At 39.4% G+C, this 13,450-nt stretch carries 15 protein-coding genes; 10 read left to right on the top strand and 5 right to left on the bottom strand.

The window, feature by feature from the left end; genetic code table 11:
- Positions 1-5 precede the first annotated feature (5 nt).
- The 5 genes from eno to FTU35_RS09860 all read left to right on the top strand — a co-directional run bounded on the left by eno (position 6) and on the right by FTU35_RS09860 (position 4,761).
- Positions 6-1,295: a phosphopyruvate hydratase gene (gene eno / locus FTU35_RS09880; protein ID WP_004973347.1), complete on the top strand. Its 1,290-nt coding sequence runs from the start codon at positions 6-8 to the stop codon at positions 1,293-1,295.
- A gap of 13 nt (positions 1,296-1,308) precedes the next feature.
- Complete coding sequence (locus FTU35_RS09875) at positions 1,309-1,713, top strand: septum formation initiator family protein (RefSeq protein ID WP_167846043.1); 405 nt, start codon at positions 1,309-1,311, stop codon at positions 1,711-1,713.
- A complete protein-coding gene (gene ispD, locus FTU35_RS09870; protein WP_179990754.1) occupies positions 1,670-2,401 on the top strand; it encodes a 2-C-methyl-D-erythritol 4-phosphate cytidylyltransferase in 732 nt (243 codons plus the stop codon). The genes FTU35_RS09875 and ispD overlap by 44 nt, the downstream gene beginning before the upstream one ends.
- 127 nt (positions 2,402-2,528) lie before the next feature.
- Complete coding sequence (gene rodA / locus FTU35_RS09865; RefSeq protein WP_154320713.1) at positions 2,529-3,665, top strand: rod shape-determining protein RodA; 1,137 nt, start codon at positions 2,529-2,531, stop codon at positions 3,663-3,665.
- A gap of 187 nt (positions 3,666-3,852) precedes the next feature.
- Positions 3,853-4,761 carry an AEC family transporter gene (locus FTU35_RS09860; protein ID WP_154320714.1) on the top strand — a complete coding sequence of 303 codons (909 nt, stop codon included), beginning with the start codon at positions 3,853-3,855 and terminating at the stop codon, positions 4,759-4,761.
- Positions 4,762-4,789: 28 nt separating this feature from the next.
- Here the strand turns inward: FTU35_RS09860 and FTU35_RS09855 are convergent, their stop codons facing one another.
- Positions 4,790-5,440: a hypothetical protein gene (locus FTU35_RS09855; RefSeq protein ID WP_004973366.1), complete on the bottom strand. Its 651-nt coding sequence runs from the start codon at positions 5,438-5,440 to the stop codon at positions 4,790-4,792.
- Between the two features lie 98 nt (positions 5,441-5,538).
- Between FTU35_RS09855 and ispF the strand changes: the two genes are divergently transcribed.
- Positions 5,539-6,027: a 2-C-methyl-D-erythritol 2,4-cyclodiphosphate synthase gene (ispF, locus tag FTU35_RS09850; protein ID WP_004973369.1), complete on the top strand. Its 489-nt coding sequence runs from the start codon at positions 5,539-5,541 to the stop codon at positions 6,025-6,027.
- A 34-nt stretch (positions 6,028-6,061) separates the two neighbouring features.
- On the opposite strand, the gene FTU35_RS09845 is transcribed toward ispF, so the two are convergent.
- The 3 genes from FTU35_RS09845 to FTU35_RS09835 form a co-directional block, all read right to left on the bottom strand.
- Positions 6,062-6,583 carry a protein tyrosine phosphatase family protein gene (locus FTU35_RS09845; RefSeq protein ID WP_004973370.1) on the bottom strand — a complete coding sequence of 174 codons (522 nt, stop codon included), beginning with the start codon at positions 6,581-6,583 and terminating at the stop codon, positions 6,062-6,064.
- 61 nt (positions 6,584-6,644) lie between these two features.
- The gene (locus FTU35_RS09840) at positions 6,645-7,736 is read right to left on the bottom strand and encodes a 3-deoxy-7-phosphoheptulonate synthase (protein ID WP_042068745.1); all 1,092 of its coding nucleotides are present in this window, start codon (positions 7,734-7,736) and stop codon (positions 6,645-6,647) included.
- A gap of 170 nt (positions 7,737-7,906) precedes the next feature.
- A complete protein-coding gene (locus tag FTU35_RS09835) occupies positions 7,907-8,794 on the bottom strand; it encodes a sulfite exporter TauE/SafE family protein (RefSeq protein WP_004973373.1) in 888 nt (295 codons plus the stop codon).
- A 227-nt stretch (positions 8,795-9,021) separates the two neighbouring features.
- On the opposite strand from FTU35_RS09835, the gene lpxB reads away from it, so the two are divergent.
- Entirely contained in the window at positions 9,022-10,197 is a 1,176-nt protein-coding gene (lpxB, locus tag FTU35_RS09830; RefSeq protein WP_180038100.1) for a lipid-A-disaccharide synthase, read from the top strand.
- A 5-nt stretch (positions 10,198-10,202) separates the two neighbouring features.
- Here lpxB and FTU35_RS09825 read toward each other — a convergent pair whose 3' ends face one another.
- Entirely contained in the window at positions 10,203-11,156 is a 954-nt protein-coding gene (locus FTU35_RS09825; protein ID WP_180064707.1) for an AraC family transcriptional regulator, read from the bottom strand.
- A 166-nt stretch (positions 11,157-11,322) separates the two neighbouring features.
- Here FTU35_RS09825 and FTU35_RS09820 point away from each other — a divergent pair, with 166 nt between their 5' ends.
- From FTU35_RS09820 to FTU35_RS09810, 3 genes are all read left to right on the top strand, one after another.
- The gene (locus FTU35_RS09820; RefSeq protein WP_004973378.1) at positions 11,323-12,528 is read left to right on the top strand and encodes an alkane 1-monooxygenase; all 1,206 of its coding nucleotides are present in this window, start codon (positions 11,323-11,325) and stop codon (positions 12,526-12,528) included.
- Between the two features lie 176 nt (positions 12,529-12,704).
- Positions 12,705-12,953, top strand: coding sequence for an AbrB/MazE/SpoVT family DNA-binding domain-containing protein (locus FTU35_RS09815; RefSeq protein ID WP_004973383.1), 249 nt, complete (start codon positions 12,705-12,707; stop codon positions 12,951-12,953).
- Positions 12,953-13,288: a type II toxin-antitoxin system PemK/MazF family toxin gene (locus FTU35_RS09810; RefSeq protein WP_096900853.1), complete on the top strand. Its 336-nt coding sequence runs from the start codon at positions 12,953-12,955 to the stop codon at positions 13,286-13,288. Before FTU35_RS09815 ends, FTU35_RS09810 begins: the two co-directional genes overlap by 1 nt.
- Positions 13,289-13,450 lie beyond the last annotated feature (162 nt).

Raw genomic sequence — 13,450 nt, 5'->3', positions numbered from 1 at the left:
TGTTCATGAGCCAAATCGTTGACATTCGTGCACGTGAAATTTTGGACTCTCGTGGTAACCCAACCATCGAAGCAGACGTAATCTTAGCATCTGGCGTAGTTGGCCGTGCATGTGCACCATCAGGTGCTTCAACTGGTTCTCGTGAAGCTCTAGAACTTCGTGATGGCGATAAAGCACGTTACTTGGGTAAAGGCGTTAAAACTGCGGTAAATAACGTCAATACTTTAATTCGTGATGCTTTACTTGGTAAGTCTGTGTTTGAACAAAAAGACATCGACAACACCATGATTGCGCTTGATGGTACTGAAAACAAAGAAAAATTAGGTGCTAACGCAACTTTAGCCGTGTCTTTGGCTGCTGCGCGCGCTGCTGCTGATGAAAAGAAAATTCCTCTTTTCCAATACATCGCAGACCTTCGTAACAACAGCATTTTAACCATGCCTGTACCAATGATGAACATCTTAAATGGTGGTTCACACGCAGACAACAACGTTGATATTCAAGAGTTCATGATTGAGCCAGTGGGCTTTACTTCATTCTCTGAAGCATTACGTGCTGGTGCAGAAATTTTCCACTCATTAAAATCTGTATTGAATCAAAAAGGTTTAAACACAGCAGTGGGTGATGAAGGTGGTTTTGCGCCAAACTTACGTTCTAACGAAGAAGCAATCACAGTTATTCTTGAAGCTATTGAGAAGACTGGCTACAAAGCGGGTTCTGACATCATGTTGGCGCTTGACTGTGCATCTTCAGAATTCTACAAAAATGGTCAGTACATTCTTGCAGGTGAAGGCAACAAAGCATTCACAAGCAACCAATTCTCTGACTATTTAGCTGGTCTTGTAAATCAATATCCAATTATCTCAATTGAAGATGGTTTAGATGAGTCTGATTGGGAAGGTTGGTCTTACCTCACTTCGATCTTAGGTGACAAGATTCAATTGGTCGGTGATGACTTGTTCGTTACTAACCCGAAAATCTTACAACGCGGTATCGATGAAAAAGTAGGTAACTCAATCCTGATCAAGTACAACCAAATTGGTACTTTGACTGAAACGCTTGATGCAATTTACCTTGCGAAAGCCAATGGTTACACAACTGTTATTTCACACCGTTCAGGTGAAACTGAAGATTCTACAATTGCGGATCTTGCAGTAGGTACAGCAGCAGGTCAAATCAAGACTGGTTCACTGTGCCGTTCTGACCGTGTAGCAAAATATAACCAATTACTTCGTATTGAAGAATTGACGAATGCTGCATATCGCGGTAAAGCTGAGTTCAAAGGTTTGAACTAAGCGAAATCAGTAGATGTCATTATTAAATGTATTTGACTCCAAAGCGAGTAAAGCATTGTTGGGCCTTGCGATCTTTTTGATCGCAGGGTTTCAATATTTACACTGGTTTGGTGAAGGTGGTTATCGTGACCATGCTGCACTGACAGAAAAAATCCAACAACAAATAGAATTAAATACAGAGCTGAAGGAGCGCAATCGTGTACTTGCAGCAGAAGTTTATGATTTAAAAAATGGGGTAGAAGCCATTGAAGAGCATGCCCGTTTAGATTTAGGCTTAATTAAGCCACATGAAACCTTTGTGCAAATGAGCACCATCAGCACACAATATAAACCAATTTATATTCAACCAAATTCCACAGTAGATTTACGCACCAATGAATCACAACAACCTGCAGCAGCAACCGCCCCGACACCCTAAACTTTGGGCGGTTATTCCCGCAGCGGGTTCTGGTAGTCGTTTTTCTAGAACTGAACTTAAACAATATCAGTATATTCAAGATCAAACAGTCTTAGCGCACAGCATCGCACGTTTAAATCACTTGCCTTTAGCGGGTTATGTTTTGGCGATTGGTCAAGCAGATGATGTAGCGCAAAACCTAAACTTGGCACAAAAAGAAAAAGCACATTTTTGCGTAGGTGGTGCAGAGCGAGTGGATTCAGTCTTAAGTGCATTGCATTATTTATCTGAAATCGCCCATGCAGATGACTGGGTTTTGGTGCATGATGCAGCGCGTCCTTGTGTGACAGCTGCTTGCCTTGAACAGTTGTATCAGACTGCACTGGCAACAGATCAAAGTGCAATTTTGGCTATTCCAGTGCGTGATACTTTAAAAAAGGTAAGCCAAGGCACAAAAGTTGAAACCACGGTAAGCCGTGACCAACTTTGGCAAGCGCAAACTCCGCAAATTGCTAAACTTGATGTGCTTAAAACAGCCATTGAATCTGCATTAAAACAGCAATTGACGATTACCGATGAGGCCAGTGCTTTAGAAGCAGCAGGGCAAATTGTAAATGTTGTGCACGGTCGTTCGGATAATATTAAAATCACCTATCCCGATGATTTAGAGCTGGCACGTTTAATTTTAGCCTCACAACAACATGGATGATAAAAATCTAGTGTAATTAACACCGCGTTAAACTTGAATCTTCAACGATTAAGCTTTAATGATTCACTCTGTGCCGCTTTGCTTCTATAATTGTCCATCCTGTCTATTTTAAATACCTTTGAGTCGCATGAATCCATCGCAGCAGTATCGTTTTTTACGTCACTCATTACGTGATGGTAGAAGCATTAAAAATGATTCCTCACGCTGGACTAAATTACATTTAGATCCATGGTTGCTGTGTTTTCTGATTTTAAATGCGATTCTGGGTTTAATGGTGGTATATAGTGCCACCGCGCAAGATATGGGGATGGTGCTGCGTCAAGCAACCAGTTTTGGCATTGGTTTTATCGCCATGATTATTTTGGCGCAAATTCCGCCTAAGGTATATCAAGCTGCCAGTCCATATTTTTATATCTTTGCAGTCATCATGCTGGCTTTGGTTTTGGTCATTGGTGAAACCCGTATGGGGGCAAAACGCTGGATCAGCTTGCCGGGTATTGGCAGTATGCAACCCAGTGAATTTATGAAATTTGCCATGCCATTGATGATGGCGTGGTATTTTTCGCGTCGTGCTTTCCCGCCTAAATTGATCCATATCATTGTCGCTTTAGTGATTATGATGATTCCTTTTGTCTTGGTGGCATTGCAACCCGATTTAAACATTGGTTTGATTATTCCTGGTGTCTTTGCGCTATTTTTAAGTGGCATGTCATGGCGATTAATCTTAGGAGCAATCACTGCATTGGCGCTCGCAGCACCATTGCTTTGGATGTTCTTTTTGCAGGAGTACCAAAAGAAAAGGGTACTAACCTTATTTGACCCAGAGTCGGATGCCTTGGGGGCAGGCTGGAATATTATTCAATCTAAAATTGCCATTGGTTCAGGCGGCTTTACAGGTAAAGGTTATTTAGAAGGAACGCAATCACATTTGGGTTATCTGCCTGAACATCATACTGACTTTATTATGTCGACCTATGCCGAAGAATTTGGTTTTATTGGCGTATTTTTACTGTTCAGTTTGTTTGCTGCCATTATTTTACGTTGTTTGATGATTGGGATGAATTGTTTCCATAATTTTGGACGTTTGTATGCAGGCACGGTTGGTCTGACTTTCTTTTTCTTTGTATTTCTAAACTCAGGGATGGTGAGTGGTATTTTACCTGTAACGGGTGACCCATTGCCGCTGATGAGTTATGGTGGAACGGCTGTTATTTCCATGTTGGCGAGTATGGGGATTGTGATGTCTATCCATACTCATCGTTAATACAGAATCCATCTGAAAGATGATGTAGGTGAGTTTTGCTATTATCATCTTTTTCTCTTTTTGTGGTTTTAAAAAGCCTAAGCAATTAGGATAAACACAAAACAATCCTTATAATATCCAGTAAATTTACTTTATTTATTAAGCAATAATTTAAAAAGAACAGCATAACAGTAACACAGAGCACCCCATGACCCATTTAATTTTTATTGCACTTTTCCCTTTGATTGCCTTAATTGCAATGGGTTATCTGCTTAAGCAATCACGTATGTTGGATGAGCCATTTTGGAAGGGTGCAGAAAAGTTAAATTACTATATTTTGTTTCCTAGCATGTTGTTTTTAAACCTCGCTACAGCAAACATTGAAGCGAAATCAATCGCACAGATTTTGTCGGTCGTAGGGATTATTGTGGCTTTAGTAAGTTGTCTGTTATATGCCTTGCGCGGCTATTTCAAAACACCCGCAGTCCGTTTTGGGGTGTATATGCAAAGCATGGTACGTTTCAATACGTATATCGGTTTGGCTTTGGTCGCAGCATTGTTTCAGGTGCAGGGCATGGCGCTGTTTGCGATTATTTTGGTGTTCTGCATTCCATTGGTGAATGTTTTATCTGTGCTGGCTTTAAGCGATACTAAGACTTTACAGGCAAAGCAAATCTTATGGTCATTAATGAAAAATCCATTAATTTTAGGGTGTATTGTTGGCGGTCTATTTAATTTATCAGGTTTGAGCTTGTGGGAAGGTGCAGCGCATTTTATTCGTCAAATAGCGTTATGCAGTTTGCCTTTGGGATTAATGTGTGTGGGCGCAGCATTACAATTTAATGGCTTGCAACGAGATGTATTCGCATTGGCATTGAATGTGTTCGGGCGTTTGTTATTTATGCCTGCTTTGGCTTGGCTAATTTGTCAGAGCTTAAATGTTCCAGTGTTGGAGTCGCAAATTTTAGTCTTGTTTTTTGCTTTACCTACTGCATCGGCAGCTTATGTACTTACACAAGTTTTAGGGGGAGATAGTCGTTTAATGGCTTCAATTATTAGCTTGCAAACCGTATTCGCCGCATTAACTTTGCCAATTGTGTTGTGGTTGCTCATTTAATCTGTCTAATACAATCTATTGTTCAGCATTAATCGTATAAACGATAGATGCCCGCAAAGCGTTCACAACCTTTTTGTTTGGTTTGAATTTTTAAGATTGCTTTAGAATAATTAAACTCATAACTGCAATCGTGCTCATTGTCGATGATTTTGTTTTTTTGATCAGGTGTTGTATAAGCTAAAAAGGCAATACTTTGGCTTTCAAGGCGGTTATTTGGATTGCGATAAGCAATACCTTCAATTTTAATGCTGTTTTTATTGAGTTGATGAATTTGTAAATGTACGGGTTGTGCAGCAAATTGACCATTTTCATATTTTAAATAATGTTGAGTCATGCTTTGATTCATTGAAGTGAAAAAATTCAGTTGATCAATTCTAAAATCAAATTGCTGAGTATAACAATTTAAGCTTTTGCATTGCTGTAAGCGTTGGATCCACAATTGCTGAGTATCTTCTAACAAGCGAATAGGCGCATCACTCATCAAATAAGCTGTTAAATGTTGATCACTTAATTTTTCACGCAATTCTGAGAAATTTTCTGTGCACACCTGCGCCAACTTTTTATTGGGTGTAGATCTACAATCAATCCCTTGTGCATAAGAGAAAGATGAATATAAACAGCCAAATAACAGCAGTGTACTTAAGTTTTTGATAAGATGAATCTCAGATTTCAACAGCATGATCGCTTATACTTTCACTATGTTGCGCTAGGTCTAATATAGCGAAATCGAAAGTATGAATACAAGATTTCAATGATTTATTTCTACAGGAGTTGAACATGGTTGCACAGATTCGTATTGGACAAGGATTAGATGTTCATGCCTTTGAAGCGGGAGATTTTGTGACGCTTGCAGGTGTTCAAATTCCTCATACACAAGGTTTAAAAGCACACTCAGATGGTGATGTAGTGCTGCATGCACTATGCGATGCATTATTAGGTGCTTTGGCGCTGGGGGATATTGGGCAGCATTTTCCAGATACCGATCCAAATTATAAAGGTGCAGATAGTCGGGTATTGCTTAAACAGGTTTATCAACTCATTTTAGACCGTGGCTATAAACTGAATAACGCCGATATTACTGTGGCGTGCGAACGTCCTAAACTTGCACCGCATACGCTAGAAATGCGCCAAAGTGTCGCTGATGTATTGGATGTAGAGGTCACACAAATCAGTATCAAAGCGACAACCACTGAAAAATTAGGTTTTACTGGGCGTCAGGAAGGTATTTTAGCAACAGCGATTGTATTGATTTCTCATACAAAATAATCGCGTTAGAATTTTATCTATACAATCTGCTGAATTAAGAAAGTTCAGCAGATTCTAAAGCTTGTTGTAAATCTTGCGTGGCTTTACGACCTTGTAATTGCAAAGAAACGGCGTGAATTAAGCCTGTCCAAGTTTCATTGGGTTTCCAGATATCATGTAAAAAGTCTTGAGCCGTTGCAATATCCACATCCATAAAATATTGACGATACAAATACATTAAACTACTGACGTGGTTGTTATTGCTGCAATGTACCCACACCATTTGGCTTTCTAATAAATGATTGACCAAATCGAGCAATAATAAACATTGATCAGAGGATGGTGTTTCCCATGAAATTGGCAGTTGAATATAGTTTAGTCCAACATCCAGACAAATTTTGTCTTCATGGGGAAGGGCGTGTTCCGCATCACTTTCAGCCAAATTAATGACAGTGCCAATACCATATTCTTTAATTTGTTTTAATTCTTCAGCCGTAGGCTGACCTGAAGAAAACAAACGCTCATGAATGAACTGGAAATTTTTAATTTGGCTAAGTTGGGTTTCAATGTCATTCATGCGCGCAGAATTTCCTATGCTACAAATAGAAACGCCATCATGAAGATGGCGTTTTTAAATCTTAACGATTCACTAAAACGTCTTTTAATGCTTCATGCATTTCAAGCAATGCTTTTTCAGTGGTATCCCAGTCGATACAACCGTCAGTCACAGACTTACCATACTCTAAATCGCATAAGTTTTCAGGAATATCTTGACGACCACCTTTCAGGTGACTTTCGACCATAATCCCAACAATAGACTTATTGCCATCTAAAATTTGCTCAGTGATATTTTTTAATACCAATGGCTGTAAGAATGGGTCTTTGTTTGAGTTAGCATGGCTGGTGTCAATCATGATTTTGGTGCTGACTTTGGCTTTGTTTAATGCATTTTCAGCATCTGCAACAGAGCCTGCATCGTAGTTAGGCTTGCCATTACCACCACGTAAAACCACGTGTGCATACGGGTTGCCGCTAGTACGAATTACTGAAACCTGACCTTGATCATTAAGACCCAAGAAGCTGTGACCGTGTTTTACCGACTGCATGGCATTGGTAGCAACTGTTAAGCCGCCATCTGTACCATTTTTAAAGCCGACTGGAGAAGAAAGACCAGATGACATTTCACGGTGCGTTTGGCTTTCTGTAGTGCGTGCACCAATTGCAGACCAAGAAATTAAATCTTGATAATACTGCGGAGAGTTTGGATCAAGTGCTTCAGTCGCACATGGCAAACCTTTTTCATTTAACTCAAGTAAAAGTTTACGACCAAGACGCAAGCCTTTTTCAATGTTAAAAGAGTCATTCATGTCTGGATCGTTAATTAAGCCTTTCCAGCCCACTGTAGTACGTGGTTTTTCAAAATAAACACGCATCACAATATAAAGAGAATCTTTTACTTTTTCGCTTAATACTTTTAAACGATCTGCATATTCATGTGCAGCAGCAGGGTCATGAATAGAACATGGACCAATCACCACAAATAGACGCTTGTCTTTACCATCTAAAATATTGCGGATTGTTTCACGACCACGAAGAACGGTTTGATAAGCATTTTCAGTCAAAGGTAACTCAGTTTTTAATTCTGCAGGAGTCACGAGTGGCTGAATACTTTCAATATTCACGTCATCGATGTCTGATTGTGTAAGAGGATTAGACTGTAAAGTATTCATTGCCGTCACTGGTTTGATCATACAAAAGATTGTTTAATAGTCTGAATATAACATGAATTTCACTGTATTTTGTTATAAAAAGATGAATACTTCTTTAAAAAATAAGTGATGAATCGGGTAGATAAATTAAACGGTCTGTTTTAGCAAAATCCTGTCAGATAAAGCATTCATTATTGGCTGGCTTGTGCCTCAGAAACTGCTGTTGCAGTTTCTGGTGTGCTGATAGGTTTTGATTTCACAGGATTGACCATAAAGTTAATCCCGATAATAAATAAGGTAATACCTAAAACTTTACGAATCACTTTTTCAGGTAAACGTGAACTGACTAAAGTTCCCACCACAATTGCAGGAATCGAGCCAACCAACAACCAAACCAATAGGTGAAAGTCGACATTGCCTGAACTCATGTGACCTAAGCCTGCAACTAGGGTAAGTAAGACGGCATGCACGACATCTGAACCGATAATACGAATCATCGGTAGATTCGGGAACATCAGCACCAATGCCATAATGCCAAAAGCACCTGCACCCACTGAAGAAAGTGTGACAAATACACCCAGTACAACTCCCATAATTACAATGAGGGCACGCTTATCTGCAGCCTGTAGTTTGACCTTTTCAAGGTCTTGGGTCATATCGGGCAATTCTTGTTTATGGTATTTATTAAAAAACGTTTCAATTTGACTGCGAAACACAATTGAGATGCCAGTTAAGGTCAACATAAAGCCCAGTACCACGGTCAGTACCATTTTGTAATGGGTAGATTGGCTTAAATAATTCTCTAAAACCCAGTGGGTCGCAAATGAAGCAGGGATACTGCCCACCGCAAGCCAAATGACAATGGGCCATACAATATTCATTTTTTTGGCATGAACCAATGAACCGCAGAACTTTGAAATAGCGGCATAAAGTAGGTCTGTTCCAATTGCGATATGCGGTTCAATTTTAAACAAGCTGATCAGAATGGGAGTCATCAGTGAGCCGCCACCCACGCCAGTCACACCTACGCAGAAGCCGACCAATACACCTGCCAAAATAAACTCTAAAGGACCAACCATGAAGATATGCCGAAGTCAAAAAACGTGAATATATTATGACTTTTGGCAATAAGTTGTTGTCTTGATTAGTGATTTACTTATTCTTAAAACAGATATAGTCGATGTGGAAAACCAGCGCAAAAGATTGCAGATTCAAGCCACGGCTTACTTTCTGTTTCTTACAAAATACAGAGGCTATGCTAAAATATGAAAAATTCATATCAATTAAAATTTAGAGGATAAAACGCTTGCAAAATCGGAAACTTAAAATAGGTATCGTTGTGGGAGAAGTATCGGGTGATACTTTAGGGGCACAACTCATGCGACGTTTTCGTGAGCAAGGCATTGATGCAGAGTTTGAAGGCATTGGTGGCCCACAAATGATTGCGGAAGGTTTTAAAAGTTATTATCCGATGGATATTTTATCGGTAATGGGCATTGTTGAAGTGCTGAAAGATTTGAAAAAACTCTTTGCAGTACGGGATGGTTTGGTCGAAAAGTGGACTCAACATCCCGTCGATGTCTTTGTCGGAGTTGATGCGCCTGATTTTAATTTACGTCTTGCCAAAAGTTTAAAACAGAAAAACTTGCCGATTAAAACCGTGCAATATGTCAGTCCTTCGGTATGGGCATGGCGACAAGGTCGGGTACATGGCATTAAAGCCAGTATAGATTTGGTACTGTGTTTATTTCCGTTTGAAAAAGCCTTTTTTAAAAAATGGGATGTGCCTGCAGCCTTTGTCGGACATCCTTTGGCGAGTCAGTTGCCGTTGGAAAATCCAATTGCTGCAGCAAAACAAGAATTGGGTCTAGACCAACAGCAACAATATATTGCGTTATTACCCGGTAGTCGACGTGGTGAAATTGAGCGTTTAGGGCCGTTAGTTTTAGATGCGGCTTATATTTTGACGCAAAAATATCCGCAGTTTAAGTTTCTAATTCCTGCAATTAATGATGCACGTAAACAACAAATTGAAGCGTTACTGCAGTCTTATCCGAGTGCATTACAAGACAAAGTGCAATTGATAGAAAATCGTGGCACAGAATCCAAAATTGGTCGTCAGGTAATGAATGCGTCCGATATGATTGCACTGGCTTCAGGCACGGCGACGTTAGAAGCGATGCTATTACATCGTCCAATGGTTACGTTTTATAAGCTGAATCGCATTACGTACTGGATTGCGAAACTGTTGGTGAAAATTCCTTATTATTCATTGCCAAATATTATTGCAGGTAAAAAGGTTATTCAGGAGTTAATTCAGGATGATGCAACGCCTGAGCGTTTGGCAGCAGAAATTGAAAAGTTAATTTATATCGAAACTGCACAAATTCAAGTGATGCAACATATCACTATGCATAAGCAATTATTGTCCGATAATAGCGAAGACCCTGCACAAGCAATTTTGGCGATTTTAGATCGTTAAACTGTTCATTTCGTGATTGCATTGTTGTTTTGAAACTGCTGCCGATACTGGCTAGGTGTTAGCTCGAATTGCTTTTTAAAAGTTTGGCTAAAGGCGGTTTCGGAAGAATAACCGACACGATGGGCAATTTGTTGAATCGACAATTGTCCTTGCTGTAAATAATGCGATGCCAAGCGTAGCCGATGTTGTTGTAAGTATGCCAAAGGCGGCTCACCAATTACCTGATTAAACAAATTGGCAAATTTAGAACGTGACATGCAACATTGTTCTGCCAAACTTTCTACCGTCCATGCTTTTTCGGGTTGACCATGAATAGTTGCGAGCGCATTGGAAAGTTCAGGATGTGCCAAAGCGCCGAGCCAGTTATTTGAGTCATCAAGCTGAAAAATATAATCACGCACACATTCAATCAGTAAAATACTGACCAAGTGATCTAATATTTTATCCCGTCCCGGTCGGATTTGATGACTTTCCACCGCTAAAAATTGCAAGCCAATTTGTAACCACTCGGGCGCTGTGCTGCACATGATATGCGGAATATGCAGATATTCGGGTAGGGCACTTAAAAGCGGTTTTGCCATGGTGGTGTCCATGTGGCATTGAATCACCAAAATAAATGCGTCTTCAGCTTGTGTGTGATTTATCGTGCCAAAATTTATTGACTGCTGTGACTGAATTTGAAATAAATCCGAAATATCAAAGTGTTCTGTCCAGTGAGTGTCTGCAGTTGCACTTGCGTAATGACTGCAACCCGATGGAATCAGGACAATATCACCTGCATCAATGTGAAGGTGTGTCTGTGCAGATAAATGGATATGCAGCGAGCCTTGTAGTACTACATAAGCCAGCATTGCCCCTTGGTCACGATATTGAAATGACCAATCTCCATGAGGATTTAAATAGATATATTCTGATTGGTGCAGATGTATATCATCAAAAATTTTACTTAAAGCATCCATATTTTAAGCATAAATCATTATAAAAAATAAACCTGTGATTTCAGGACAATATAGCGCATTTTTGCGCCAAAGACTTTTGCATAGCTTTTTTGGACGTCTGCAACTGTTCATTCTCGTGTCTTTCCACAAATATATAGGTAGAACAGCGTAGAAGGAAGAAAATAAGATGAACGCACCACTTCATTTGCTTAAAGAGATGGAACAGGATGTTCCTTATAAAAGCGCGGCTCAACTCGATAAAAAGCGTTATTTATGGTTGATCAGCCCATTTTTACCTGTATTGGGGATGGGGATTTTGGCGGGTTATCAATTCGCTCCGAAGCCTGCGAAAAAAGTTTTTGCTCTAGGTGGCCCTTTATTATTGCATGTGATTATTCCAACAATTGATACTTTAATTGGTCAAGATGCCAATAACCCAAGCAATGAAGATGTGAAACGACTTGAGGAAGATCGGTATTATTCGCGTTTGGTGAAAAGTTTTATTCCTTTGCAATATGCCGCCAATATTTATGCAGCTTATTTGGTTGGACGGCCACAAACCTCGTTAGTCGATAAAATTTTTCTGGGTATTTCCATGGGGATGGTGAATGGTATTGCTGTCAATACTGCGCATGAACTCAGCCATAAATCTTCAAAAATAGATCACTTACTGTCACATTTGGCTTTAGCACCAACAGGATATAACCATTTTCGGGTTGAGCATCCGTATGGGCATCATAAACGTGCTGCGACACCTGAAGACCCTGCATCTTCACGTATGGGAGAAACATTTTATGAGTTTTGGCCCCGCACGGTAAAAGGTTCGTTTAAGTCTGCACTGCAAATTGAAACTCAGCGTTTAAAACGTAAAGGCAAAAGTTTTTGGTCGAAAGACAATGAATTATTACAAGGCTGGGGCATGAGTGCGGCATTTCATGCTGCATTGTTGGCGCGTTTTGGTACTGGGATCATTCCGTATTTGGCGACACAGGCTTTTTATGGCATTAGCCTGTTTGAAATAATTAATTATATAGAACATTATGGCTTGCTTAGACAAAAAGATGCGCATGGCAAATATGAGCGCACTATGCCTGAACACAGCTGGAATAATAACAATATTGTGACCAATTTGTTTTTGTATCAATTACAACGTCATTCCGATCATCATGCTTATCCAACCCGACCATTTCAGGCTTTGCGACATTTTGATGAAGCGCCTGAATTACCAAGCGGTTATGCTAGCATGTTGCTGCCTGCCATGATTCCACCTTTGTGGTTTAAAATTATGGATAAACGTGTATTTGAACATTATCAAGGCAATTTAAACAAAGCCAATATTCAGCCTAAACGCCGTGCACGAATTTTTAAGAAATTTGGTGTGGTGGATAATTGATTGAATTATTAAGATTATTTTTTAATATTCATTTTGATATTTCTTTTGTATATATCTTTCAAAGGAAAGATTGAGATGTATACCAGATGTCTATTTTCACTCATCTTACTATGAATTGACTTCATCTCATTTTGGCGCATAATAAAGTTATATATTTATATAATATTGAGGTGGGTATGATTCATACAAACTTGAGAAAAGTAGGTGGTTCGGTCATGCTTGCCGTACCGCCTACATTATTAAAAAGTTTAGGTTTAGATGCGGGAAAGGAAGTTTCTCTGAGCATTGTGAATGGTAAGTTAGTGGTCGAACCTAAAGCGAAGCCATCTTATAAATTGGCTGACTTGCTGCAAGAGCATCAAGCTTTAGCATTAGAGCAAGATGCGTGGCATGATGTAAAAGCAGTTGGGCGAGAAGAAATCTAATGAATCAAGGCGATATTTATTTGATTTCATTAGATCCAACACTTGGACATGAACAACAAGGTAAGCGACCTGTATTTGTTATTTCACCTAAGTCATTTAATCTTATTACTAAAATGCCGATTGTTTTGCCTATTACTTCTGGTGGAAACTTTGCACGAAATATGGGTTTCGCTGTAGAGCTTATTGGTGGGAAAACTACAGGTATTGTGCGTTGTGATCAATCTAGAGCTTTAGATTTTGAAGCTAGACACGCGCGGTTTTTAGAATCCTCGCACGCAGATGTTTTGGATGAGGTTTTAGCAAGATATATCGCAATTTTTTCACCTGAAGATTAATTTATATAGAAAAAGACAGAAATTTATAGCAATATTTCCTCTGTACACGACAAAAATAGATAACTCATTGAAATAATGTCACAATAATTGTTTTCTAACGACGAATACTATGACACATCTCAATGAGTTATATCTTATCTTAAACAAATCTCTAAAATGGAA

The organism is Acinetobacter sp. YH12095, assembly GCF_013419245.1.
GTDB classification, from domain to species: Bacteria; Pseudomonadota; Gammaproteobacteria; order Pseudomonadales; family Moraxellaceae; genus Acinetobacter; species Acinetobacter towneri.
Note: the sequence above shows the minus strand (reverse complement) of the source record. Positions and strands in the feature narration are given on the sequence as shown.

Bases quoted from the DNA above. Each gene is read 5' to 3' on its own strand.
- eno (WP_004973347.1), top strand. From the start codon at position 6: ATGAGCCAAATCGTTGACATTCGTGCACGTGAAATTTTGGACTCTCGT.
- FTU35_RS09875 (WP_167846043.1), top strand. From the start codon at position 1,309: ATGTCATTATTAAATGTATTTGACTCCAAAGCGAGTAAAGCATTGTTG.
- ispD (WP_179990754.1), top strand. From the start codon at position 1,670: ATGAATCACAACAACCTGCAGCAGCAACCGCCCCGACACCCTAAACTT.
- rodA (WP_154320713.1), top strand. From the start codon at position 2,529: ATGAATCCATCGCAGCAGTATCGTTTTTTACGTCACTCATTACGTGAT.
- FTU35_RS09860 (WP_154320714.1), top strand. From the start codon at position 3,853: ATGACCCATTTAATTTTTATTGCACTTTTCCCTTTGATTGCCTTAATT.
- FTU35_RS09855 (WP_004973366.1), bottom strand. From the start codon at position 5,440: ATGCTGTTGAAATCTGAGATTCATCTTATCAAAAACTTAAGTACACTG.
- ispF (WP_004973369.1), top strand. From the start codon at position 5,539: ATGGTTGCACAGATTCGTATTGGACAAGGATTAGATGTTCATGCCTTT.
- FTU35_RS09845 (WP_004973370.1), bottom strand. From the start codon at position 6,583: ATGAATGACATTGAAACCCAACTTAGCCAAATTAAAAATTTCCAGTTC.
- FTU35_RS09840 (WP_042068745.1), bottom strand. From the start codon at position 7,736: ATGAATACTTTACAGTCTAATCCTCTTACACAATCAGACATCGATGAC.
- FTU35_RS09835 (WP_004973373.1), bottom strand. From the start codon at position 8,794: ATGGTTGGTCCTTTAGAGTTTATTTTGGCAGGTGTATTGGTCGGCTTC.
- FTU35_RS09825 (WP_180064707.1), bottom strand. From the start codon at position 11,156: ATGGATGCTTTAAGTAAAATTTTTGATGATATACATCTGCACCAATCA.
- FTU35_RS09820 (WP_004973378.1), top strand. From the start codon at position 11,323: ATGAACGCACCACTTCATTTGCTTAAAGAGATGGAACAGGATGTTCCT.
- FTU35_RS09815 (WP_004973383.1), top strand. From the start codon at position 12,705: ATGATTCATACAAACTTGAGAAAAGTAGGTGGTTCGGTCATGCTTGCC.
- FTU35_RS09810 (WP_096900853.1), top strand. From the start codon at position 12,953: ATGAATCAAGGCGATATTTATTTGATTTCATTAGATCCAACACTTGGA.